Source organism: Devosia epidermidihirudinis, assembly GCF_000971295.1.
GTDB lineage: Bacteria > Pseudomonadota > Alphaproteobacteria > Rhizobiales > Devosiaceae > Devosia > Devosia epidermidihirudinis.
The window spans coordinates 124,654-146,036 of sequence record NZ_LANJ01000016.1; the positions used below are offsets into that span (position 1 = coordinate 124,654).

The 21,383-nt window shown below is 62.1% G+C and carries 23 protein-coding genes; 14 read left to right on the forward strand and 9 right to left on the reverse strand.

The genetic code is table 11. The features are described from left to right. Positions 1 to 9: 9 nt before the first annotated feature. Positions 10 to 798: a siderophore ferric iron reductase gene (locus WH87_RS08945; RefSeq protein ID WP_046173241.1), complete on the reverse strand. Its 789-nt coding sequence runs from the start codon at positions 796 to 798 to the stop codon at positions 10 to 12. Positions 799 to 996: 198 nt separating this feature from the next. Between WH87_RS08945 and WH87_RS08950 the strand changes: the two genes are divergently transcribed. From WH87_RS08950 to WH87_RS08965, 4 genes are read left to right on the forward strand one after another with little or no spacing between them, the layout of a single operon-like run. Next, entirely contained in the window at positions 997 to 1,827 is an 831-nt protein-coding gene (locus WH87_RS08950; protein WP_046139436.1) for an arylamine N-acetyltransferase family protein, read from the forward strand. A 3-nt stretch (positions 1,828 to 1,830) separates the two neighbouring features. Next, a complete protein-coding gene (locus WH87_RS08955) occupies positions 1,831 to 2,427 on the forward strand; it encodes a YdeI/OmpD-associated family protein (protein WP_046139435.1) in 597 nt (198 codons plus the stop codon). Continuing rightward, positions 2,424 to 2,945, forward strand: a complete 522-nt coding sequence (locus tag WH87_RS08960) for a DUF1697 domain-containing protein (RefSeq protein ID WP_046139434.1) — start codon at positions 2,424 to 2,426, stop codon at positions 2,943 to 2,945. Before WH87_RS08955 ends, WH87_RS08960 begins: the two co-directional genes overlap by 4 nt. Positions 2,946 to 2,964: 19 nt before the next feature. Beyond that, on the forward strand, positions 2,965 to 3,861 hold the full coding sequence (locus tag WH87_RS08965; RefSeq protein ID WP_046139433.1) for a ribokinase: 897 nt from the start codon (positions 2,965 to 2,967) through the stop codon (positions 3,859 to 3,861). A gap of 182 nt (positions 3,862 to 4,043) precedes the next feature. Here the strand turns inward: WH87_RS08965 and infC are convergent, their stop codons facing one another. Continuing rightward, positions 4,044 to 4,580, reverse strand: coding sequence for a translation initiation factor IF-3 (gene infC / locus WH87_RS08970; protein WP_197410790.1), 537 nt, complete (start codon positions 4,578 to 4,580; stop codon positions 4,044 to 4,046). A gap of 188 nt (positions 4,581 to 4,768) precedes the next feature. Here infC and WH87_RS08975 point away from each other — a divergent pair, with 188 nt between their 5' ends. After that, the gene (locus WH87_RS08975) at positions 4,769 to 5,542 is read left to right on the forward strand and encodes an alpha/beta hydrolase (protein ID WP_046139431.1); all 774 of its coding nucleotides are present in this window, start codon (positions 4,769 to 4,771) and stop codon (positions 5,540 to 5,542) included. A gap of 149 nt (positions 5,543 to 5,691) precedes the next feature. Here the strand turns inward: WH87_RS08975 and WH87_RS08980 are convergent, their stop codons facing one another. From WH87_RS08980 to WH87_RS09005, 6 genes are all read right to left on the reverse strand, one after another. Next, complete coding sequence (locus WH87_RS08980; RefSeq protein ID WP_046139430.1) at positions 5,692 to 6,855, reverse strand: MFS transporter; 1,164 nt, start codon at positions 6,853 to 6,855, stop codon at positions 5,692 to 5,694. Further along, complete coding sequence (locus tag WH87_RS08985; RefSeq protein WP_046139429.1) at positions 6,852 to 7,313, reverse strand: MmcB family DNA repair protein; 462 nt, start codon at positions 7,311 to 7,313, stop codon at positions 6,852 to 6,854. Before WH87_RS08985 ends, WH87_RS08980 begins: the two co-directional genes overlap by 4 nt. Positions 7,314 to 7,316: 3 nt before the next feature. After that, on the reverse strand, positions 7,317 to 8,510 hold the full coding sequence (locus WH87_RS08990) for an MFS transporter (protein ID WP_046139428.1): 1,194 nt from the start codon (positions 8,508 to 8,510) through the stop codon (positions 7,317 to 7,319). Next, positions 8,507 to 9,679, reverse strand: coding sequence for an MFS transporter (locus WH87_RS08995; RefSeq protein ID WP_046139427.1), 1,173 nt, complete (start codon positions 9,677 to 9,679; stop codon positions 8,507 to 8,509). The genes WH87_RS08990 and WH87_RS08995 overlap by 4 nt, the downstream gene beginning before the upstream one ends. A 123-nt stretch (positions 9,680 to 9,802) precedes the next feature. Then, positions 9,803 to 10,360 carry a response regulator gene (locus WH87_RS09000; RefSeq protein ID WP_046139426.1) on the reverse strand — a complete coding sequence of 186 codons (558 nt, stop codon included), beginning with the start codon at positions 10,358 to 10,360 and terminating at the stop codon, positions 9,803 to 9,805. Between the two features lie 166 nt (positions 10,361 to 10,526). Beyond that, the gene (locus WH87_RS09005; RefSeq protein WP_046139425.1) at positions 10,527 to 10,880 is read right to left on the reverse strand and encodes a septal ring lytic transglycosylase RlpA family protein; all 354 of its coding nucleotides are present in this window, start codon (positions 10,878 to 10,880) and stop codon (positions 10,527 to 10,529) included. Positions 10,881 to 11,317: 437 nt separating this feature from the next. Here WH87_RS09005 and WH87_RS19775 point away from each other — a divergent pair, with 437 nt between their 5' ends. From WH87_RS19775 to WH87_RS09020, 3 genes are all read left to right on the forward strand, one after another. Next, positions 11,318 to 11,686 carry a DoxX family protein gene (locus WH87_RS19775; RefSeq protein WP_197410766.1) on the forward strand — a complete coding sequence of 123 codons (369 nt, stop codon included), beginning with the start codon at positions 11,318 to 11,320 and terminating at the stop codon, positions 11,684 to 11,686. Positions 11,687 to 11,699: 13 nt separating this feature from the next. Beyond that, entirely contained in the window at positions 11,700 to 12,605 is a 906-nt protein-coding gene (locus WH87_RS09015; protein WP_046139423.1) for a DMT family transporter, read from the forward strand. Between the two features lie 97 nt (positions 12,606 to 12,702). Beyond that, a complete protein-coding gene (locus WH87_RS09020) occupies positions 12,703 to 13,110 on the forward strand; it encodes a DUF4260 domain-containing protein (RefSeq protein WP_046139833.1) in 408 nt (135 codons plus the stop codon). Here the strand turns inward: WH87_RS09020 and WH87_RS09025 are convergent. Next, the gene (locus tag WH87_RS09025) at positions 13,107 to 13,838 is read right to left on the reverse strand and encodes a TetR family transcriptional regulator C-terminal domain-containing protein (RefSeq protein ID WP_082092592.1); all 732 of its coding nucleotides are present in this window, start codon (positions 13,836 to 13,838) and stop codon (positions 13,107 to 13,109) included. The two genes, WH87_RS09020 and WH87_RS09025, sit on opposite strands and share 4 nt — an antisense overlap. Positions 13,839 to 14,011: 173 nt before the next feature. On the opposite strand from WH87_RS09025, the gene WH87_RS09030 reads away from it, so the two are divergent. The 6 genes from WH87_RS09030 (at position 14,012) to WH87_RS09055 (ending at position 21,237) form a co-directional block, all read left to right on the forward strand. Beyond that, positions 14,012 to 15,292: an aspartate aminotransferase family protein gene (locus WH87_RS09030; protein ID WP_046139831.1), complete on the forward strand. Its 1,281-nt coding sequence runs from the start codon at positions 14,012 to 14,014 to the stop codon at positions 15,290 to 15,292. Next, entirely contained in the window at positions 15,292 to 16,785 is a 1,494-nt protein-coding gene (locus WH87_RS09035) for a CoA-acylating methylmalonate-semialdehyde dehydrogenase (protein WP_046139422.1), read from the forward strand. Before WH87_RS09030 ends, WH87_RS09035 begins: the two co-directional genes overlap by 1 nt. Before the next feature lie 163 nt (positions 16,786 to 16,948). Then, positions 16,949 to 17,302: an endonuclease domain-containing protein gene (locus tag WH87_RS20010; RefSeq protein ID WP_046139830.1), complete on the forward strand. Its 354-nt coding sequence runs from the start codon at positions 16,949 to 16,951 to the stop codon at positions 17,300 to 17,302. A 4-nt stretch (positions 17,303 to 17,306) separates the two neighbouring features. Then, positions 17,307 to 18,557 (forward strand): Zn-dependent hydrolase, encoded by a 1,251-nt coding sequence (locus tag WH87_RS09045; RefSeq protein ID WP_046139421.1) that lies wholly within the window; start codon positions 17,307 to 17,309, stop codon positions 18,555 to 18,557. A 164-nt stretch (positions 18,558 to 18,721) separates the two neighbouring features. After that, positions 18,722 to 20,176, forward strand: a complete 1,455-nt coding sequence (gene hydA / locus WH87_RS09050) for a dihydropyrimidinase (RefSeq protein WP_046139420.1) — start codon at positions 18,722 to 18,724, stop codon at positions 20,174 to 20,176. 233 nt (positions 20,177 to 20,409) lie between these two features. After that, positions 20,410 to 21,237: an ABC transporter ATP-binding protein gene (locus tag WH87_RS09055; protein WP_046139419.1), complete on the forward strand. Its 828-nt coding sequence runs from the start codon at positions 20,410 to 20,412 to the stop codon at positions 21,235 to 21,237. Positions 21,238 to 21,383 lie beyond the last annotated feature (146 nt).

Here is a 21,383-nt window from a genome sequence, read left to right on the forward strand (position 1 = left end):
TGGTTGTTCCTAATCGAGTTCAGCCAATGCATTGGCGGTCTGGCGGGCGACGCGCAGGGCGTTGTCCTGTTTGGGGCAGGTGGCGCAGAGCTTGTCGGGATCAATGCGATAATCAAGGCAACAGCCCTTGCGCGCAACGATCAGGATTTCCCGCCCACCTGGCAGAAACACCGATTCCAGATCGCCTTGGCCCGTGAGGCCCAGAACCGCGAGCCACTGATCGGAATAAGCGCGAATGGTGGCGGGGGGCAGATGGCGCTGCCATTGGCCCAGCCGCACCATCAGGCTCAGCATCCGGTCGGCCAGCAGCCGCCGTGCGGGCAAGGGCTTGAGGCGGGCGAAGGCGTTGACCTCCTCTAGCATAGCGGCGGTGATGGTCCCAAGCTCGCTCCCGGCACGCTCGATCATCTCCTCAACGCTCCCCGACCATTGCGCGGCATTGGGCAGGCGGTAGCCATCGACATAGAGCCCGCGCGCCGATTGGGAGAGCCCAGAAAGCGGCGGCACGGCGGCGTGCGCATGAACTGATATCACTGCCAGATAGGCCGGCTGCCAGATCAGATTGGTCCACAGCCGCACTGCCCAAAATGCCGGACCAGCCTTGGGATAGGTGAGACGGAGGTGATCGTAGAGCCCACCCAGAAGCTGGCTATTGTCGGCCCCCGGCACATGCCAGCCGGGTAGCGGCCCGCCGGGCGCTCCCTTCATGAAACCGGTGAGGCTCGCCGCCGTGGCGATCAGGCGGGTGGTGGCGCTGGCCTCGTCATTGGGCGCAAAAAGATAGGAACGAGTGGTCAAGAGCGCGTCCGGAGCCTGCAAAATCGGGTGTTCGAGCGCCAGTTTACCCCGTTGCCCCGCCAGCGGAAACGACAAATCGGGGCCGGACGCAATGGACTATCGCAGGCCGCGACGCCAATAAATCGCATTGCGGCCCGGTGACACTGGGCCGACCATCCCCCATATTCGACCAGGACGAAACAAGCGCAAGGGTGGCCGATGAGCCAAAAGGTCAATCTGAATGCCTATTTCGAGCGAATCGGCTTTGCCGGTTCCATCGCCCCGACCTTGGCGACGCTCGAGCAGCTGCATGCCCTGCATCCAGCTGCCATCGCTTTCGAAGATCTCGACCCGGTCATGGGCCGCCCGGTGCGGCTGGATCAGGCCAGTCTCGAACAGAAGCTGCTGCACAATCAGCGCGGCGGTTATTGCTTCGAACAGAACACGCTGTTCATGAATATCCTGCGCGATCTGGACTTTACGGTACGGGCCTATGGCGCGCGCACGCTTTGGGGCCACCCCGAAGGCGCCGAGCGCATGATCAGCCATATGGTGCTGGTCGTCGATATCGCTGGCACCAGCTATCTCTGCGATGTCGGCTTTGGCACCTTCACCCTGCTGGCGCCGCTCAAGCTGCGCGCCGACAGCGAGCAGACCATCGGCCAGGAAACCTACCGCATCACACGGAATGGCGAGGGTTTCCGGCTCGACGTCAAGCTCAACGAGACCTGGCACGCTGTCTATCAGTTCGATCTCATCGAGCATGATGCGGCAGCGATCGCCGCGCTCAGCACCTATGTCGAAACCGTCTATCACGAGCGCGCCCTGCTGTTCGTGTCGCGTGGCGACAAGGAGGGGCGCTACAATCTCAGCGGCAACCGGTTGACCATTCATCGCCCCGGTGTCGAGCGTGAGCGGCGCTATGCCACCTCGGTCGAGGAGCTCAAGGCGATCCTGAGCGAGACCTTTCGCATTGCCCTGCCACCGGCACAGGAGCTGGACCCGGCTCTGCAGCGGGTGCTGGACGCTCAGCCGGTCGAAGCGAGCTAAGCCATGGCGCCGGTTGTCGTCGATCCCGCCAAGGTCATGGAGTTTGCCACCCAGGCCGCGTTTTACGAGTGGCTGGCGCGCAACCACGACGTGGCCGACGAAATCTGGATCCGCATCTTCAAAAAGGCTTCCGGCACCCAGTCGATCAATGCCGTAGAAGCCATTGACGTGGTGCTGTGCTGGGGCTGGATCGACGCCATCAAGAAGAGCTGGGACGAGGTCTCCTTCGTGCAGCGCTATACGCGCCGCAAGGGTAAGTCCGCGTGGAGCCAGATCAATCGCGACAATGTCGCCAGGCTGATCGCGGACGGGCGAATGACCGAGCATGGCCTGCGCCATGTCGAGGCGGCCAAGGCTGACGGGCGCTGGGACGCTGCCTATTCGACCACCATGGACGCGCCCGAGGACCTGGCATCGGCCATTGCCGCAAACCCGGCTGCCGCCAGGACCTATGCCGGGCTCAGCGCGCAGAACCGCTTCGCGCTGATCTTCCGCACCATCGCGCTCAAGACCCCGACCGGCCGGGCGAAAAAGATCGCCGGCTTTGTCGAGATGCTCGAGCGCGGCGAAACCATCTATCCGCAAAAGTCCAAGCCATGACGCGCTATCTGGCGCTATTGCGCGGCGTTAATCTGGGCAAAAGGCAGGTCAAGAGCGCCGATCTCAAGGCGGCCTTTGAGGCCATGGGCTTTGCCAATGTCAAAACCCTGTTGGCCAGCGGCAATGTCTTGTTCGATGCCGACAAGGCTGATCGCGCCGCGATCGAAGCGGCGCTGGAAGCCCGTTTTGGCTTTGATATCGGCACCGTGCTGCGCACCACAGACGCGCTGCGCGATCTGATTGCGCTCGACCCGTTCAAGGGCCGCGCCGAAGACAGCGACACCAAGCTCTATGTGACGTTTCTTGATGCCGATGCCGCCCACACGCTGCCCATGCCCTGCGCGGTGGAGGGGGATTTCGAAGTGGTGCATGTCACCAGCCGCGAAATCTGCATTCTGGCCTTCCGCATGCCAAATGGCCGTTTCGGAGAAGGCATGGACCAGATATGGAAACATTTCGGCAAGCGGGTGCTCTGGACCTCGCGCAATTTCAACACCGTGCTAAAAGCCGCAGCATAAGCGGCAAGGAGACCCCAGCATGATTACCGTTTTCGGCTCGACCAATCTCGATCAGGTCGGCACTGTCAGCCGCCTGCCCAAGCCGGGCGAGACCGTTGCTGGCGGCACCTTCTCGATGGCTGCAGGCGGCAAGGGCGCCAATCAGGCCCTGGCCGCGCGCCGTGCCGGCGCCGATGTGCGCCATATCTCGGCGGTGGGCGACGACGCCTTTGCCGATCTGGCGCTGGAGCTGCTCAAGGCCGACGGCGTTGATCTCTCCGAGGTCAAGACCACGCCAAACCCCACCGGCATTGCCATGATCTTTGTCGATACCCACGGCGAGAACGTCATTGCCATCCTGCCCGGCGCCAATGGCACGGTGTCGGCCGATCAGGCCGAAGTGGCGCTCAAAAGCCTGAGCAAGGGCTCGGTGTTGTTGCTGCAGCAGGAAGTGCCGCAGGCGGCCACCGTGCGCGCGCTCGATCTGGCCAAGGCGCAGGGCGTGACCTCGATCCTCAATACCGCGCCCTTCATCGAAACGACCAAGGAAGTGGCCCCCAAGGCCGCCATCCTGATCGCCAATGAAACCGAATTTGAACTGCTGACCGGTCGTGGCATTGCCGAGCTGGACGCTGCCATGGCCGACTGGGCCAAGGCGCATAACCAGACCGTTATCGTGACGCTGGGTGCCGATGGCGCCAAGGGTGTCACCAAGGACGGCGAAAAGATTGCCGTGCCCGCCATGAAGGTGAAGCCCGTCGATACCGTTGGCGCGGGCGACACGTTCTGCGGCTATCTGGCCGCCGGGCTCGACCAGGGCCTGAACCTTGAAACCGCCATGCGCCGCGCCGTGGTTGCGGCCAGCCTTGCCTGCCTCAAGGCCGGCGCGCAGCCTGCGATCCCCTATGTTGCCGAAGTTGAAGCCGCGCTGGCATAGTCGTCGCAAAACCCTTCAGCGACCGCATCGATAAACGCACTCACCCGTTTCGGCACCAGATGCCGGGACGGGTAGGTTACCCCCACCTAGCCTCCCCCTGAAAAGGGGGAGGGACCGATCGGGACAAACAAAAAAGGGCAGACCCGCGGGTCTGCCCTTTTTTGATGTCTGCGGTCAGGCGCTTATTTGGGCGCGAGAACCATGACCATCTGGCGGCCTTCCGAGCGCGGCTGGCTTTCCACCTTGGCGATGGCTTCAGTCTGCTCACGAACCTTGAGCAGGAGCTGCATGCCGATATCCTGGTGGGCCATTTCGCGGCCACGGAAACGCATGGTCACCTTGACGCGGTCGCCATCGTCGAGAAAGCGCTGCACGGCCTTCATCTTGGTCTCGTAGTCATGCGTGTCGATATTCGGACGCAGCTGGACTTCCTTGACCTCGATGACCTTCTGCTTCTTGCGCGCCTCGGCAGCTTTTTTCTGCGCGGCGTATTTGAAGCGGCCGAGATCGAGCATCTTGGCAACAGGAGGGACGGCGTTTGGCGATATCAGAACAAGGTCGAGACCCTGTTCCTGTGCCTCTGTGAGAGCCTCACGGGTACGGACGACCCCCCGGTTCTCACCTTCAGCATCGATGAGCTGAACATCGGCGCTGGTGATATCTTCGTTCGAGAGCGGCCCATCTTTCTGGGGCGCGACTGGTCTCATGGGACGGCGAATGGCAAGCGTTCCTTATGCTGTTTAAGCGTGGGGGTGAATTCGTCCACAAAATCGTGTTAGCGGGGGCATAAGTCAACAGGCAAACATGCGGAAAATCCGATGTGTTGCGCCTCAGAAACGCCCTGAATTGCACAAAGCGCTCCTCTGCGCCCATGTCGCCACCATAGCACCGAAAGGCCCAAAGGAACATGCCCAACATCGAGTCGCATCGCCTCGTCGTCGGAACCGGTACGCAAGCCCGCGAAATCGCTATCGAAACCCGCCCGGGCAGTGCCCCCGGCATCTTCTGGCTGGGTGGCTTCCGCTCCGATATGGCGGGCAGCAAGGCGCTGGCGCTCGACGCACTGGGGGCCGAAACCGGGCGGGCCGTCACGCGCTTTGATTATTCCGGTCACGGCATTTCGGGCGGCGATTTCAATGAGGGCACGATCAGCCGCTGGCTCGAAGAGTCGCTGGCGGTGTTTGCAACGACCAAAGGTCCGCAGATCATCGTCGGCTCGTCGATGGGCGGCTGGCTGGCGCTGCTGCTGGTGAAGGCGCTGGCGGCGAAGGGCGAAAAGCGCGCCCATGGCCTGGTGCTGATCGCGCCGGCGGTGGATTTCACCCATGATCTGATGCTGCCCAGCTTCAGCGCCGAGGAAAAGGCTGCGCTGGAGAACCAGGGCTTTTTCGATCAGCCCAGCCAATATTCCGACCAGCCCTACCGCATCAATCAGGCACTGATCGCCGATGGTGAAAACCATCGCCTGTTCGGCGGGGTGATCGAGGCGGGGTGCCCGATCATCATTCTGCAGGGCGGTCAGGACCCCGATGTGCCGCAGGCTCATGCCATCAAGCTGGTGACCCATCTGCTGCATGACCCGGTGACGCTGACGCTGATCCCGGACGGCGATCACCGACTGAGCCGCGACGAAGATCTGGTGAGGTTGCGCGACGCCGTGTTGCGGCTGGCTGAGGGATAGGGACAACGCGCGCTGCGTTTGCGGAGCCATACCCCCACCCTGCTCGATGGACGGACTTAGCGCGCTAAGTCCTATCTCGCTTCCCTCCCCACAAGGGGGAGGGAAAGGCGGAGGGCGGGCAAATTCTGCGTCATTTCAGCCAACTGGCGTTACGCCGCGACCTTCTCCACTTGCCCGCGGGGCGCCAGCACGCCCGCCATGAGGCCGCCCAGGGCCAGGAGCGGCAGCAGCATGCCGAAGGCGACGCGGATGCCGAAGTTTTGCGCGACGGCGCCGATCAACAGGGGCGCGCCAAGGCTGATGATCTGAACGACCAGGGTCATGGCGGCGACGTTTTCGGCGGCGGGGCGGTCACCAGTGCCGGCAGCCGCCGACAGCATCATCGGATAGAGCACGCAGATGCCCAGGCCCACGAGGCCAAAGCCCACAAGGGCCATGCCGGCATTGAGCGAGAACACCACGGCACAGAGCCCGACAAAGGCCATCGCCGACATCACCTGCGCCACCAGCACCGGGCCAAAGCGGTCGATCTGCCGATCCGCCAGCAGCCGTCCGATCGCCATCATGGCCAGCAGGGCGGGCAGCGCCAGCGATTCCAGCCAGGCCGGAATGGAGAAGCTGTCGCGCAGGAAAATGATCGACCAGGAGCGTGATGCGCCCTCGAGCAGTTCACCGCCCAGACCAAAGGCAACCAGCGCCAGCGTCATCAGCGTTGGCCAGGCCAGACGCCGCTTGGCGCTGACTTCGCCGCGGTGGGCGCGCTCGGGCGCGTCCGTCATCGGCAGGACGACAGCCAGAGTCGCCAGAAGGATCAGCGGCGTGACGACGCCAAGATGCAGGAGCGGCGAAATATGGAGGCCGCGAATGGGGGAACCCAACAGCGCCACGGCGAGAAAGCCAATGCTCCAGGCGCCGTGGCAAGTGTTCATGATGCGCCGCCCGCTGGCTGCTTCGATGCGGTCAGCCTCGACATTCATGGCGATATTGGTGACAGCGGCGCCCACACCCATGACCAGCAACAGGAAGAACAGCGTCCAGAAATTGGGGGCGACGGCGATGGCGAGCGCCGCCAGCGTCTGAATGGGCAAAAAGCACAGCACCGTACGGCGGGGCCCGAACAGCTCGATGATGCGGCTGGAAAACAGGAACACCGCCAGCGCCCCGGTAGGCAGGCCCATCAGGGCAAAGCCGAGCTGCGCGTCGTTGAGACCAATCGCCAGCTGCACATCGGGAACGCGGGTCTGGATGGCGCCGATACCGAGCGCCTGCAGCACGAAGACGGCGATGATGCGCCAGCGATTGGAAGGGTTCATTTCGGGCCTGGGTCCATGAGAACGTGAATGCGATCGGCGCCGAGCCGCGCCAGCTTGAGCATCAGCGCCTTGCGGCGCGCGCCGGGCAGAGGCGTATCGGGGCTGTCGCGCAGGATGGCGCCGTCATGCCCGTCCGCCACGATCAGCCCCTCGCTTTCGGGAAAGATCTCGGCATCCAGTTCGGGCGGCTTGGCAAAGAAGAACTTGTCGGAAAACTCGCGATATTCCGGCCATTTCCGATCAACCTGAAAGTCGATCAGGCTGGATTTGATCTCGATGATCCAGATCTCGCCCTTGGGGCCAACGGCGAGCACATCGGCCCGCCGTCCATTGCGCAGGGGCACCTCGGCATAGCAGGCCATGTCGTGCCGCTCGCGCAGCATCCGCATCACACCCCGCTGCACGCGCAGCGCGGTGGCCGATTGGCGGAGATCAACGATGGGCGGCAGATCGCTCATGATCTAGCCGTGCGGGGTGGCCGGTTCGGGCGGCAGGCCGGCAGGCGTCGGGGCCTTGCGCGTGCCCAGCGCCTGACAGGCGATGAGCCCGACAACCATGATGGGCAACACCACCAGATAGGAGGTGCGGATATCCAGGTGTTCGGCGACAAAGCCGAGCAGCGGTGGCGCGAGGAAGAACACTACGAACGTCACCTGCCCGAGCGCGGCGACATTGACCGCCGAGGGACGGTCAGTGCGCTGCGCAGCAGCCGACACGGCCAGCGGATAAACCGCCGAACAACCAATGCCGAGCAGGGCAAAGCCGGTGAGCGCCACCCAGGGGGCGGGAGCAAAGGATACGGCCAACGCGCCAAGGGCGGCGAGAGCCAGCAGGCTCGTGGCGGTGGTGCGAGGGCCGAAGCGGTCAACGATCGGATCGGCAAGAAGGCGCGTCGCGGCCATGCAGCCCGAGAACAGCGTCAGCGCCAGCCCGCCCACGAACGGCTCGACCGGCGTGGTAAAGGCGTCGCGCATATAGATGGTGGACCAATCGATGCCTGCACCCTCGACGAGGAATGCGGCAATACCGATCAGGCACAGCGGCAACAGGCCTATAGTGGGGAACGCAATGCGCGGGGTTTCGCCCTGATGCAGGTTGGCCCGCTTGGGCGCGTTGGTCAGGCCCCACATCATGAAAATGCCGAGCACGAAAACGATGGTGACGACCATGGCCAGGTGCATCTCCATCGAGATGCCGGTCTGGCGCACCGACGCACCCAAAAGAGCCGTGATGAAAAAGCCAAGGCTCCAGCTGCCATGGGCCCGGTTCATGAAGCTCTTGCCGAACTGGCCTTCCAGGCGGTCGGTTTCGACATTGAGATTGATCTCAAGCGCACCAGCCAGCAGCCCGGCAAAGAAGAAGGCGACGAACACCGCTGGCGCCGACGGCAGCCAGGGAATGATGGCATAGAACACGGCGGTGCCCAGCACGGTGACGAAGGCCGTGGTGCGGGCGCCGAGACGGTCGATCAGGGGCGCCGAGAAGGTCAGCGACAGGAGCGAGCCGACGGACATGCCGATAATGGTCATGCCGAGCTGGCCCTCGGTGACCTGCAGATGGGTCTGCAGATCCGGCATGCGGGACAGCAGCGCCCCCAGAGCGAAGGCGAAGAGGAAGAAGCAGGCATAGATACGGTGTTGGGGAGCAATATTCACGGCGTGACAACCTTGGCGCTACGGCGCGGAGCGAGGACCTGTGCAGTGGCGATCCCCAGAATGACGAGCGGCAAGCCAATACCAAAGGTCCACTGAATGCCAAAGTGTTCGGCGACGTAACCGAGCAGCGGCGGTCCCAGCAGGAAGGCGGTGAAGGAGAACTGCGCCAGTGCCGCCACGTTAATGGCTGCAGGGCGATCGGTCTGCTGCGCCGCCGCCGACATGGCCAGCGGGAACAGGGCGCTGGAGCCAACCCCGATCATGGCAAAGCCGAGATAGGCCGACCAGGCAAACGGCGCAAAGAACACCAGCACGACGCCAAGCCCCAGAATGGTGAGGAGGCTGCGCGCCACCAGAACCGGGCTATAGCGATCGACGAACCCGTCGGCAAAGAAGCGGGCAAAGGCCTGCGAGCCGGCAACGGTTGCCACGGCAAGACCGGCCCAGAAGGGTTCGGCGCCAAAGACGTTGCGCATGTAAATGGCCGACCAGTCGATCCCCGCGCCTTCCATCAGCATGGCCGACAGGCACACCGCCACCAGCATCATGATGGTGCGGGTGGGGCGCGCGAAATGCGGCGTCTCATCGGTGCTCGACCCAATGCGGTGCGCGGCGGGCTCGAAACGGCCCAGCAGGACCAGCGTGGCGACCAGGATCAGCGGCACCATCAGCATGAGGTGGATCTGGGGCGGCAGGCCGGTGCGGGCGATGAACGATCCCAGAATGCCGGTGGAGAAAAAGCCAAGGCTCCAGAAGGCATGGGCGCGGCTCATGATGCGGCGGCCAATGGCGTGCTCGACCCGGTCGGCCTCGATATTGATGATGACTTCGATGCAACCAATGGTCAGGCCCACGGGCACCAGCAGCAGGAAGAACGCCAGGGGGTTCTGCGCCAGCAGCGCCACCGCGTAGAGCGCCGAGAGCAGCGGAATGGCCACCAGCAGCACCCGGCGATAGCCGATAGCCTCAATGAAGCGCCCGGCAAAGGTCAGCGAAATCAGCGTGCCCACGGCCGAGCCGATCAGCGCCAGACCGAGCTGGCCCTCGCCAACGCCCATGGCCTGCTGGATTTCGGGCAGGCGGGGAAACATGGAGCCCATGCAGAACGAGTAAATGAAAAATGCCCCGAACACTCTGAATTGGGGGGGCAGGTCTAGGCCGAACTTCATGGGAACTTCACTCGCGGAGTCGAATATTGCGGGCGAGGCTATGCGAAATAGTGAATCGGGGAAATAGGGGGTTGAAACGTTTTCTGAACTTTATTGCAACGTTGCAATTGCGTCACGCCGAGCTTAGCCCTGCTGCTGCACATAGGGTTCGTCGCGCAGCACATTGACCCCATGGGTGGTGTCGCGAACGATCTCGAGACGGCGGAACTGACCGCCCAGCCGCGTCTCGGCCGCACGGGTTGGCGCGGTGACCCGATCGCGTCGATCCGGGCCGAAATAGCTCGCGGTCTCGTAATACAGCAGCGACCTGCCGATCTGGCGCTCGATGCGGCTCGCCACGCGTGCCTCGGTGAAGGGCCGGGTAATGACGTCATCAAAGCCCATATTGATACAGCGGTTGATGGTGACGCGCTGTGGGCTCTCGGAAAAGTAGATCAGCGGGCAAAAGCGGATGCGCCGGCCGGGGCTGAAGCGGATGGCATCGGCAATACCCTGCAGGCTCGCGGGATCGGACACGGGGGCAAACAGGAAAAAGCAGAGCGGGGTGACGCTGGCTTGGAGCTCGGCCTGCGCAATGCCGGCATAGGGCAGCACTTCCACGAATTCGAGCCGCCGCGCCAACTCCATCAAGGCGGCGCCAGCCCCGTCCATCGGCCCAACAATATAGGCGGTGGCGTTCATCCATGCCTCCTGCGTTCCCAAGGGGGAGCCTAGAGGCTGGGTGCTAAAGGATGGCTAAGAAACTGAAGTCTTTGTTGCCAGAGCATCGCGCATTTGTACGGAGCCCTTAACAGAACGGGCCGCCAGATGGTCAGGCGGCCCCGGTCAAAAACGAGTTTGGTACAGCTCAGAGCTGCTCGATGCACACCGATGTGGTGCCGCGATTGCGGAAGCCGAGCTTGGTTGCAGCGGCCTTGCTCAAATCGATGATGCGGCTGCCATGGAACGGCCCGCGATCATTGATGGTCACCTGGATCTGATTGCCAGTGCGCTGGTCGGTCACCATCAGTTTGGTGCCGAAGGGAAGGGAACGATGCGCCGCCGTCATGGCGTTCTCGTTGAAGGTTTCTCCGGATGCGGCTTTCTTCCCGTTAAAGCCGGGACCGTACCAGGAGGCGCCGCCGCATTGGGCATAGGCTGCAGTGGAAAAGGTGAGGAGGGCTGCAGCAATTGCGGCGACTGAAACGGCTTTTCTAATCAAGCTAAGAACTCACAATAGTTAACGTGAGTGGTGCTCTAAATGTCTGGACGGGCCAGAATGTGGGCATATTGGGCGCAACTGGCCTCAGTCGGGCCTGTGTTGCAGCCAAGTCGCAGTTTTGCGTCAGTGCTGCTGACGATACTGGACGTGACTCTGCCCCAATTGGAGGAAATGAATCCGGGATTCGCCGAGTCCCTAGAACGACTCCGAGCCATAAGCGGAAAACCCGGATTCAACTTCCGCACTGTGGCCCATGCGCCACGGTTCCCGCTGAAGTGCCGGAAAACCGGGCTTTTCAGGAATCTGACCCTGTGAATTACGGTCAAAACTCCCCGTCGCCGTCAGATCTGGGCGCAAATGTGGCGGCGATTGTGGCCTTTTGCTTGACGTCGGGACGGCCCAGGCGGAGTTTGGCGCGTCAAACACAGGTGTTCGCCGTGACCACGTCGCTCGTTCTCATCGCTATCGGTCGGGTTTTGATCGGGGCGCTGTTCGTCATTGCTGCCATCCAGAACCTGATCAACCTCAAGCAGCGCGTGACCATTCCCACCAATTACGGGTTTGTGCTGCCCCCGCCGGTAACGGTGCTGGGCTTTGCCGTGCAATTGCTGGGCGGCTTGTCGGTGGTGCTGGGGATTTATCCGGCCTGGGGCGCGGCAGCGCTGATCGTCTTCCTCGTTCTGGCGACGGGCCTGTTCCACAACGCGCTGCTGTTCAAAAAGCCCGAGCGCGACAACCACGTCTATCTGGTCACCGTCAACACGGCGCTGGCCGGTGCCATGCTCCTCATTATCGCCCTGGGCTGAATTCAAAACATCCATGACTGATACGTCCAACCAGCGCCTTCTGGCGCATCTGGCCATGCTGGCCTTCGCCCTGATGATCGCGGGCTCCTTCACTTTCGGCGCCATGGTGGTCGACGATATTGGCCCGGTGCCGCTCAATGCGATCCGCTTTGTCATTGGCGCGGCCATGATGGGGGCCTTTGCCTTTGGGCCGATGCGGCAGAAATTCGTATTCCCGGCCGCGCCGTGGCGCTTTGCCATTCTGGGCCTGCTGATGGCGGTCTATTTCGTCTCGATGTTCATCGCGTTGCAGTTCACCGCGCCGATTGCCACCAGCGCGGTGTTTACTCTGATCCCGCTGATGGCAGCCGGGTTTGGGCTGGTGCTGCTGGGTCAGCGCACCGGGCCGGTGGGGCTGCTCAGCCTGTTGCTGGCCGCGCTTGGGTCGGTCTGGGTGATTTTCCGGGGTGATCTGGCGGTGCTGGCGGCTTTCGATATCGGCAAGGGCGAGCTGATCTATTTCGTCGGCTGCCTGTGCTACGCGATCTATACCCCGCTGCTGCGCAAGTTCAGTCGCGGCGAGCCGGCCGTTGTGGCGAGCTTTTTCACCCTCAGCTGCACCGCGCTCTGGGTCTGCCTTTATGGCGTCCCCTCCATTGCGGCAACCAACTGGCTGGCGCTGCCCAGCCATGTCTGGTGGGTGATCCTCTATCTCGCCATCTTCCCTACGGCGCTGAGCTTTTTCTGCGTGCAGTTTGCCTCCCTGCGCCTGCCCGCCGCAAAGGTCATTGCCTATGGCTATCTGACGCCGGTGTTTGTCATCGGCTTTGAGGGCCTTGTCGGACACGGCTGGGCGAGCCTGTCAGTGCTGGCCGGGGCGGCTGTGGTGGTGCTGGGACTGTTGGTTTTGGCATTGGTGCCGGAGCGAAGCGCGCGCTAGCATCTATACATTTATGAATGGATCGCATCCAGATTTCGCCAATTCGCATCATCAGTGAATGCGTCTAGCTTTGCTCGCAACAGATGAGGATCGCGCCATGACGACAATTGAGCAAACCAGAAATCCCAGCCTATTGGGCAATGTCGTGCTGTTGCAGCGGCTGGAGGGGCTGGCGGCGCTGGGTCTTGGCGTTGCTGCCTATGTCTGGCTCGGCCAGTCCTGGCTGGTGTTCGCGCTGCTGTTCTTCGTGCCCGATCTTTTCATGCTGGGCTATCTGCGTTCGCCGCGCATCGGGGCGATCAGCTATAATCTGGTGCACACTTATACAGCGCCTGCGCTTGTTGCCCTGTCGGGGCTGATGCTGGGCCCGATTGCCTATGGCATCGCCGCCATCTGGACCGCCCATATCGGCGCCGACCGGATGCTGGGTTATGGCCTCAAATTCGAAACCGGGTTCGAGCACACCCATATGGGGCGCATCGGCAAGGCGCGCCGCAAGAGCTAGGCTGGCTTGCCGGGCTGCTTGCGTGGCGTCAGGCCAAACAGGAACAGCTGTTCGAGATAGCGCGCCGCATCTTCAAAGCGCCCTTCGCCGCCCCGTGCTGGTCCCAGCACGGCGCGCACCTGCACGTCGAAATCGGCATAGTGCTGGGTGGTCGCCCAGATCGAGAAGATCAGGTGATAGGGGTCGGTCCGGGCCAGCTTGCCCTCGTCCATCCAGCCCAGCAGCACCTGCGCCTTTTCATCGACGAGATTTTTGAGATCGACCTCGATCATTTCGATGATGCGGGGCGCGCCTTGCAGCATTTCATTGGCGAAGAGGCGACTTTCGCGCGGGAAGTCGCGCGCCATTTCCAGCTTGCGGCGAATATAGGAGCGGATCTCGGGGAAGGGATCGCCCTTGGCGTCCATCTCGCGCAGCGGCGCCAGCCAGGTGACGAGCAGCTCGCTCATCAGGCGGCGATGGATCTCTTCCTTGCGCGGAAAATAGTACAAGAGATTGGGTTTGCTCATCCCCGCAACCTCGGCGATCTGGTCGATCGTCGAGCCGCGAAACCCGTGGACGGAAAACACTTCCAGCGCTGCTTCGAGGATTATGTCCTGCTTCTCCCGCTGAATACGGGTGAGCGGTCGCGCTTTGACGGGCACACCGCTGCCTGCCTTGGCGTCAGCATCTTGCTGGCGCCGCGGCGGAACCGGGGCTTCGTTACTTTTCAGCTTTGAGGGCGGCATTTTCGCCTTGCTAGAAAGTTTGGGAGTGCTAACATTTTTCCAACTGGTCAAAATTCTTGGCAATGGCGTTCCACGTCAAGTGCCAAAAACAGATCCAGCACGAATTCAACGGGAGTGAGGGTTTCGTGTCCAATTCAAGCAGTGTGGTGCCGAACGATCTAAGCGCATTCTGGATGCCCTTCACGGCGAACCGGCAGTTCAAGAAATCCCCGCGCATGTTCGTGGCTGCCAAGGACATGCATTACACCACATCCGATGGCCGCCAGGTGCTCGATGGCACGGCGGGCCTGTGGTGCGTCAATGCGGGCCATGCCCGCCCCAAGATTACCGAAGCGATTGCCAAGCAGGCCGCCGAGCTCGATTACGCCCCGGCCTTCCAGATGGGCCACCCCAAGGCGTTCGAGCTGGCCAATCGGCTGGTCGATATTGCCCCCGAAGGGCTCGACCACGTGCTGTTCACCAATTCGGGCTCTGAATCGGTCGAGACGGCGCTGAAGGTCGCTCTGGCCTATCACCGCGTCAAAGGCGACGGCAGCCGTACCCGCCTGATCGGCCGCGAACGCGCCTATCACGGCGTCAATTTCGGCGGCATCTCGGTGGGTGGCATTGTCACCAACCGCAAGATGTTCGGCACCCTGCTGACCGGCGTCGATCACATGCCGCACACCCATAACCTCGCCAAAAACGCCTTCTCTAAGGGCCTGCCGGAATATGGCGTGGAGCTGGCCGACGAGCTCGAACGCATCGTCACCCTGCACGATGCATCGACCATTGCCGCTGTCATCGTTGAGCCCGTTGCTGGCTCGACCGGTGTGCTGATCCCGCCAGCGGGCTATCTCAAGCGCCTGCGCGAAATCACCAAAAAGCACGGCATTCTCTTGATTTTCGACGAGGTCATCACCGGCTTTGGTCGTCTTGGTACCCCGTTTGGTGCCGACTATTTCGGCGTCGTCCCTGATATCATGGTGACGGCAAAGGGCCTGACCAACGGCATCATCCCGATGGGTGCGGTCATGGTCTCTGCTGAAATCCACGACGCCTTCATGGGCGGGCCGGAACACGTTATCGAATTCTTCCACGGCTATACCTATTCGGGTAACCCCGTGGCCTCGGCGGCGGCTCTTGCCACCCTCGAAACCTATAAGGACGAAGACCTGCTGACGCGCGGCACCGAAATGGGCGTCCATTTCGCCGAGGCGCTGCACTCGCTTCGGGGTGAGCCCCATGTGATTGATATCCGCAATATCGGCATGGTTGGCGCCATCGAGCTTGAGCCGATCGCGGGGTCCCCCACCAAGCGCGCCTTCTCGGCATTCCTCGCTGCCTACGAAGCCGGTTTCCTGATCCGCACCACGGGCGACATCATCGCACTGTCGCCGCCGCTGATCATTTCCAAGGCGCAGATTGCAGAACTGATCGACGGCCTTCGTGCGGTCCTGAGGAGCATCGACTAATGGACATCATCGAAAATGCCGTCGCCGGCAAACGCTATGTCTCGACTGGCCGCCGCGTGCCCGTGTTCAATCCGGCCACCGGCGAAGTCTCGGCCGAACTGCCACTATCGACGCTGAGCGAGCTTAACGACGCCGTCGCCTCCGCCAAAAAGGCGCAGGTCGCCTGGGGCAATACCCCGCCAATGAAGCGCGCCCGCGTCATGTTCAAGTTCAAGGCGCTGCTTGACCAATATGCCGACGATCTGGCCCGCGCCATTTCCAAGGAACACGGCAAGGTGCATGACGATGCTTTGGGCGAAGTGGCCCGTGGCATCGACTGCGTCGACTTTGCCTGCGGTATTCCGCAGCTCCTCAAGGGCGAATTCAGCCGCAATGTCGGCCCGTCGATCGACAGCTATTCCGATCGCCAGCCGCTCGGCGTTGTGGCGGGCATCACCCCGTTCAACTTCCCGGCCATGGTGCCGATGTGGATGTATCCAGCGGCCATCGCCTGCGGCAATGCCTTCATCCTCAAGCCCTCCGAGCGCGATCCCAGTGCCTCGATGCTGAGCTGGAACCTCTTCATGGAAGCCGGGCTTCCCGAGGGGATCCTGAACATCGTCCATGGCGACAAGGAAATGGTCGACGGCATTCTCGATCATCCCGATATCAAGGCGGTGAGCTTTGTCGGCTCGACCCCGATTGCCGAATATGTCTACCAGCGCGGCACCAAGGCCGGTAAGCGCGTGCAGGCCCTCGGCGGCGCCAAGAACCACATGGTCATCCTGCCTGACGCCGATCTCGATCAGGTGGCTGATGCCCTGATGGGCGCGGGCTACGGCTCGGCCGGTGAACGCTGCATGGCGATCTCCGTCGCCGTGCCAGTGGGCAAGGAGACCGCCGATGCGCTGGTTGCCAAGCTCAAGCCGCGCGTTGAAAGCCTCAAGATCGGCCCATCCACCGACAAGGACGCAGAAATGGGTCCTGTCGTCACCAAGATGCATCGCGACAAGATCGTTGGTTACATCGACGCTGGTGTGGAGCAGGGCGCTGAGCTGGTGGTCGATGGCCGTGGCTTCACGCTGCAGGGCTATGAAGGCGGCTATTATGTCGGCGGCACGCTGTTCGACAATGTCACGCCCGAGATGACCATCTACAAGGAAGAGATCTTTGGCCCCGTGCTCTCCGTAGTGCGGACCGAGAGCTATGACGAAGCGGTCAAGCTGATCAACGACCACGAATACGGCAATGGCACCGCCATCTTCACGCGGGACGGTGACGCCGCCCGTGAATTCGCCGACAAGATCGAAGTCGGCATGGTCGGCATCAACGTGCCGATCCCGGTACCGGTGGCCTATCACAGCTTCGGCGGCTGGAAGCGCTCGCTGTTTGGCGATCACTCCATCTACGGACCCGAAGGCGTGCATTTCTACACCCGCCTCAAAACCGTCACCACCCGCTGGCCCGCCGGAATCAAGGGCGGCGCGGAATTCAGCTTCCCGAGTGTGAAGTAGCCCGATGCTCAGTGCTTTCACCAGCATCGCTCCCCTCACCCTGACCCTCTCCCCGGAGGGGCGAGGGGACGTTGGGGGATGGTGCGGTGAAAGCGCCGAGAGTTCAAAGATCGCCGAAGCTATCACCTCGCCCCTTCGGGGAGAGGTCGCCGCGCTGCGGCGGGTGAGGGGACCGCGCGCCCAGCCAGCTCAGATCGAGCGGGCCCGCACCCTGCGCTCAACGATGACCGATGCAGAAAACCGGCTCTGGTATCACCTGCGCGACCGTCGTCTGGCAGGCTTTAAGTTCGTCCGCCAACTGCCCGTCGCCGGTTACTACGCCGACTTTGCCTGTCGCGACGCCATGCTCATCATCGAGGCCGACGGCGGGCAACACGCTAAGCAGCGGGATAGCGTGCGCGACGCTGCCTTACGCCAGGCCGGTTTCACCGTGCTGCGCTTCTGGAACAACGACATTCTCGGCAACACCGAGGGCGTTTTGCAGACCATCCTCCACACATTACAGCCCAACGAGTAAGCCCATGTCCTCTCCCGGTGAAAACCTTCGCATTAATGGTGATCGGCTCTGGGATAGCCTGATGGATATGGCCAAGATTGGCCCCGGGATTGCCGGGGGCAATAATCGCCAGACGCTGACCGATGAGGATGGCGAGGGGCGTCGACTGTTTCAGGCCTGGTGCGAGGATGCCGGGCTGACCATGGCCGTCGACAAGATGGGCACCATGTTCATGACGCGCCCGGGCACCGATCCCGATGCGTTGCCGGTCTATGTCGGCAGTCATCTCGATACCCAGCCGACGGGCGGCAAATATGATGGTGTGCTGGGCGTGCTGGCCGGGCTAGAAGTCGTCAGATCGATGAACGATCTCGGCATCAAGACCAAGCATCCCATTGTGGTCACCAACTGGGCCAATGAAGAAGGCGCGCGTTTTGCTCCGGCCATGCTGGCCTCGGGCGTGTTCGCGGGCGTGCATACGCTCGAATACGCCTACGACCGCCGCGACAGCGACGGCAAGGCCTATGGCGATGAATTGCAGCGCATTGGCTGGGTCGGCGAAGAGCCAGTCGGCGCGCGCAAGATGCATGCCTATTTCGAATATCACATCGAGCAGGGTCCGATCCTCGAGGCTGAAGGCAAGCAGATCGGCGTCGTGACGCACGGTCAGGGCCTGTGGTGGCTCGAGTTTACGCTGACCGGTCGCGAGGCCCATACCGGCTCAACGCCGATGAATATGCGCGTCAATGCCGGGCTGGCCATGGCGCGGATTCTCGAGGCCGTGCAGGGCGTGGCGATGGACCATCAGCCGGGCGCTGTCGGTGGCGTCGGGCAGATGAAGTTTGCCCCCAATTCGCGCAATGTGCTGCCGGGCACGGTGGTGTTCACCGTCGATATCCGCTCGCCCGATCTGGGCAAGCTCACCTCCATGCGCAGCCAGATCGAAGAAAAGGCACAGGCGATCTGCACCGAACTCGGGGTCGGTTACGCCATGGAAGCGGTGGGCCACTTTGATCCGGTGGCGTTTGATCCCGCGCTGGTGGCACGCGTGCGCAAGGCGGCCGTGGATCTCGGCTACAGCCACATGGACATTATCTCTGGCGCCGGACACGACGCGTGCTGGACCAACAAAGTGGCGCCATCGACCATGATCATGTGCCCATGCGTTGATGGGCTGAGCCATAACGAGGCTGAAGAAATCTCCAAGGAATGGTCGACGGCAGGTGCCGACGTGCTGTTCCATGCCGTGGTCGAGACTGCGGAGATTGTCGAATGATGCGGCCCTGAACGGGCTGACCCGGGGGTGATCGTGGCGGGGAGGCCGCGATCATCCGGCGGGGCCGACTGGCACTGAACTTGCAAGATACAATTGCAGGCAGGCCAGGATCGGGCTCGCAACTGGGGCGCAGACGAATTTGTATTTGAGGGAGTGAGCAAATAATGGGCAGCAAGGTCATTAAGAATGGCACCGTCGTCACGGCGGACCTGACCTACAAGGCCGATGTGAAGATCGAGGGCGATATCATCGTCGAGATCGGCACCAACCTTTCCGGCGATGAAGTGCTCGACGCCACTGGCTGTTACATCATGCCGGGCGGCATCGACCCGCACACCCATCTCGAAATGCCGTTCATGGGCACTTATTCCGCAGACGACTTTGAAAGCGGCACGCGGGCGGGTCTGGCAGGCGGCACGACGATGGTGGTGGACTTCTGCCTGCCCAACCCCAACCAGAGCCTGCTTGAGGCCCTGCAAATGTGGGACAATAAAACCGGCAAGGCCTCGGCTGACTATTCCTTCCACATGGCGATCACCTGGTGGAGCGAACAGGTCTGGCGCGAAATGGCCGAAGTGGTCGATCGCGGCATTACCAGCTTCAAGCACTTCATGGCCTATAAGGGCAGCCTGATGGTCAATGACGACGAGATGTTCTCGTCGTTCCAGCGCTGCGCCGATCTCGGCGCGTTGCCATTGGTCCATGCCGAAAACGGTGATGTGGTTGCGGCCATGACGGCCAAGCTTCTGGCCGAGGGCAATAATGGTCCCGAAGGCCACGCCTATTCGCGTCCGCCGGAAGTCGAGGGCGAAGCCACCAACCGCGCCATCATGATCGCCGATATGGCCGGTGTGCCGCTTTATGTGGTGCATGTCAGCTGCGAGCAGGCCCATGAAGCCATCCGCCGCGCCCGCCAAAAGGGCATGCGGGTTTATGGCGAGCCGCTGATCCAGCATCTAACGCTGGACGAGAGCGAATATTTTAATCCCGATTGGGACCATGCCGCGCGCCGCGTCATGTCGCCCCCGTTCCGCACAAAGCAGCATCAAGATTCGCTCTGGGCTGGGCTGCAATCGGGCTCGCTCTCCTGCGTCGCGACCGACCACTGTGCCTTCACCACGGCGCAGAAGCGGACGGGCATCGGCAACTTCTCGAAAATCCCGAACGGCACCGGTGGCCTTGAAGATCGCCTGCCCGTGCTTTGGACCGCTGGCGTCAATACTGGCCGGCTGACCATGAACGAGTTCGTCGCCGTCACCTCGACCAATATCGCCAAGATCCTGGGGCTCTACCCCAAAAAGGGCGCGGTGCTGGTCGGCGCCGATGCCGATCTCGTGGTGTGGGACCCAGCCCGCAAGAAGACCATCACGGCCCAGAGCCAGCAGTCGGTCATCGAATACAATGTGTTTGAAGGGTTCGAACTGACCGGCATGCCACGTTACGTCCTCAGCCGCGGCAAGGTCTCGGTGGTGGAAGCAGAGGTCAAGGCCGAGCCCGGCCATGGCAAGTTCGTTGGCCGCGAGGCAAAAAATCCGGTCAATCGCGCATTGAGCCAGTGGAAAGACATTGTCGCGCCGCGCAAGATCGAGCGGTCCGGCATCCCGGCTTCCGGGGTGTGACGGATAAGGGCCCGACCGCAATGACGGTCGGGCGGGCACTGCCGCAAAAAGCGGCAGCCTGCCCATCCCGCAACAGCGGGAAGGTCTTGGAGGAGGCCTTGAAGACCGCCTTTCCGGCAAAGCCGGATCGGCACGCAAATTGCAACACAAGTTGCGATCGAGAAAAGATGATCGGGCTGGCTTCAGGACCAGCATCTGGCAGATCACGTAGTAGGAGGGGCTGAACTTTGTCCGTGACGACCGAATTATCCAATCCAGCAGGCACCACCACGCAAGATGCGGTGATTTCTGCACGTCATCTGGGTCTGACATTCAAGACCAATGATGGCGATGTCGTCGCGCTGTCTGACGTCAATCTCACCATCAACAAAGGCGAGTTCGTTTCCTTTATCGGCCCATCGGGCTGTGGCAAGACCACGTTTCTGCGCACCATTGCCGATCTCGAACAGCCCACATCGGGCACGCTGACCATCAATGGAATGACGCCCGAACAGGCGCGTCAGAGCCGCGCCTATGGTTATGTGTTCCAGGCGCCTGCGCTCTATCCCTGGCGCACCATCGAAAAGAACATCGCCCTGCCGCTTGAAATCATGGGGCATTCCAAAAGCGAACAGGACGCGCGCATCAAGCGCACCATGGATCTGGTGAACCTGTCCGGGTTTGAAAAGAAATACCCGTGGCAGCTGTCGGGCGGCATGCAGCAGCGCGCCTCGATTGCCCGTGCGCTCTCATTTGATGCCGATCTCCTGTTGATGGACGAGCCCTTTGGCGCGCTCGACGAAATCGTTCGAGACCACCTCAATTCCGAGCTGCTCAAGCTGTGGGCGGCGACGCAGAAAACCATCTGCTTTGTGACGCACTCCATTCCCGAGGCAGTGTATCTCTCCACCAAGATCGTCGTCATGTCCCCGCGCCCCGGCCGGGTGACCGACGTCATCGAAAGCAATCTCCCCAGCGAGCGCCCGCTCGATATCCGCGAAACCCCGGAATTTTTGGAGATCGCCGCACGTGTGCGCGATGGCCTGCGGGCCGGGCACTCGTATGATGGGGATCACGTATGATGGGGGCGGGGTATTGCACCATGCTCACCTCTCCCCTGAGACGAGAGGTCGACCTGAAGGGGCGGGTGAGGGGTTCAGCGTTCGTTGTTGGCGCTGAGGATTTCACCGGCGCTGAACCCCTCACCCCCACCCTCTCCCCTCAGGGG

What these genes read in the sequence shown, in the direction of transcription:
- WH87_RS08960 (WP_046139434.1), top strand. Translation starts at nt 2,424, where the DNA reads ATGACGCGCTATCTGGCGCTATTGCGCGGCGTTAATCTGGGCAAAAGG.
- WH87_RS09000 (WP_046139426.1), bottom strand. Translation starts at nt 10,360, where the DNA reads ATGAACGCCACCGCCTATATTGTTGGGCCGATGGACGGGGCTGGCGCC.
- WH87_RS08955 (WP_046139435.1), top strand. Translation starts at nt 1,831, where the DNA reads ATGGCGCCGGTTGTCGTCGATCCCGCCAAGGTCATGGAGTTTGCCACC.
- WH87_RS09045 (WP_046139421.1), top strand. Translation starts at nt 17,307, where the DNA reads ATGTCCTCTCCCGGTGAAAACCTTCGCATTAATGGTGATCGGCTCTGG.
- WH87_RS09025 (WP_082092592.1), bottom strand. Translation starts at nt 13,838, where the DNA reads ATGCCGCCCTCAAAGCTGAAAAGTAACGAAGCCCCGGTTCCGCCGCGG.
- WH87_RS09030 (WP_046139831.1), top strand. Translation starts at nt 14,012, where the DNA reads ATGCCCTTCACGGCGAACCGGCAGTTCAAGAAATCCCCGCGCATGTTC.
- WH87_RS09035 (WP_046139422.1), top strand. Translation starts at nt 15,292, where the DNA reads ATGGACATCATCGAAAATGCCGTCGCCGGCAAACGCTATGTCTCGACT.
- WH87_RS08975 (WP_046139431.1), top strand. Translation starts at nt 4,769, where the DNA reads ATGCCCAACATCGAGTCGCATCGCCTCGTCGTCGGAACCGGTACGCAA.
- WH87_RS08950 (WP_046139436.1), top strand. Translation starts at nt 997, where the DNA reads ATGAGCCAAAAGGTCAATCTGAATGCCTATTTCGAGCGAATCGGCTTT.
- WH87_RS08965 (WP_046139433.1), top strand. Translation starts at nt 2,965, where the DNA reads ATGATTACCGTTTTCGGCTCGACCAATCTCGATCAGGTCGGCACTGTC.
- WH87_RS09020 (WP_046139833.1), top strand. Translation starts at nt 12,703, where the DNA reads ATGACGACAATTGAGCAAACCAGAAATCCCAGCCTATTGGGCAATGTC.
- WH87_RS08995 (WP_046139427.1), bottom strand. Translation starts at nt 9,679, where the DNA reads ATGAAGTTCGGCCTAGACCTGCCCCCCCAATTCAGAGTGTTCGGGGCA.
- WH87_RS08980 (WP_046139430.1), bottom strand. Translation starts at nt 6,855, where the DNA reads ATGAACCCTTCCAATCGCTGGCGCATCATCGCCGTCTTCGTGCTGCAG.
- WH87_RS09015 (WP_046139423.1), top strand. Translation starts at nt 11,700, where the DNA reads ATGACTGATACGTCCAACCAGCGCCTTCTGGCGCATCTGGCCATGCTG.
- WH87_RS08985 (WP_046139429.1), bottom strand. Translation starts at nt 7,313, where the DNA reads ATGAGCGATCTGCCGCCCATCGTTGATCTCCGCCAATCGGCCACCGCG.
- hydA (WP_046139420.1), top strand. Translation starts at nt 18,722, where the DNA reads ATGGGCAGCAAGGTCATTAAGAATGGCACCGTCGTCACGGCGGACCTG.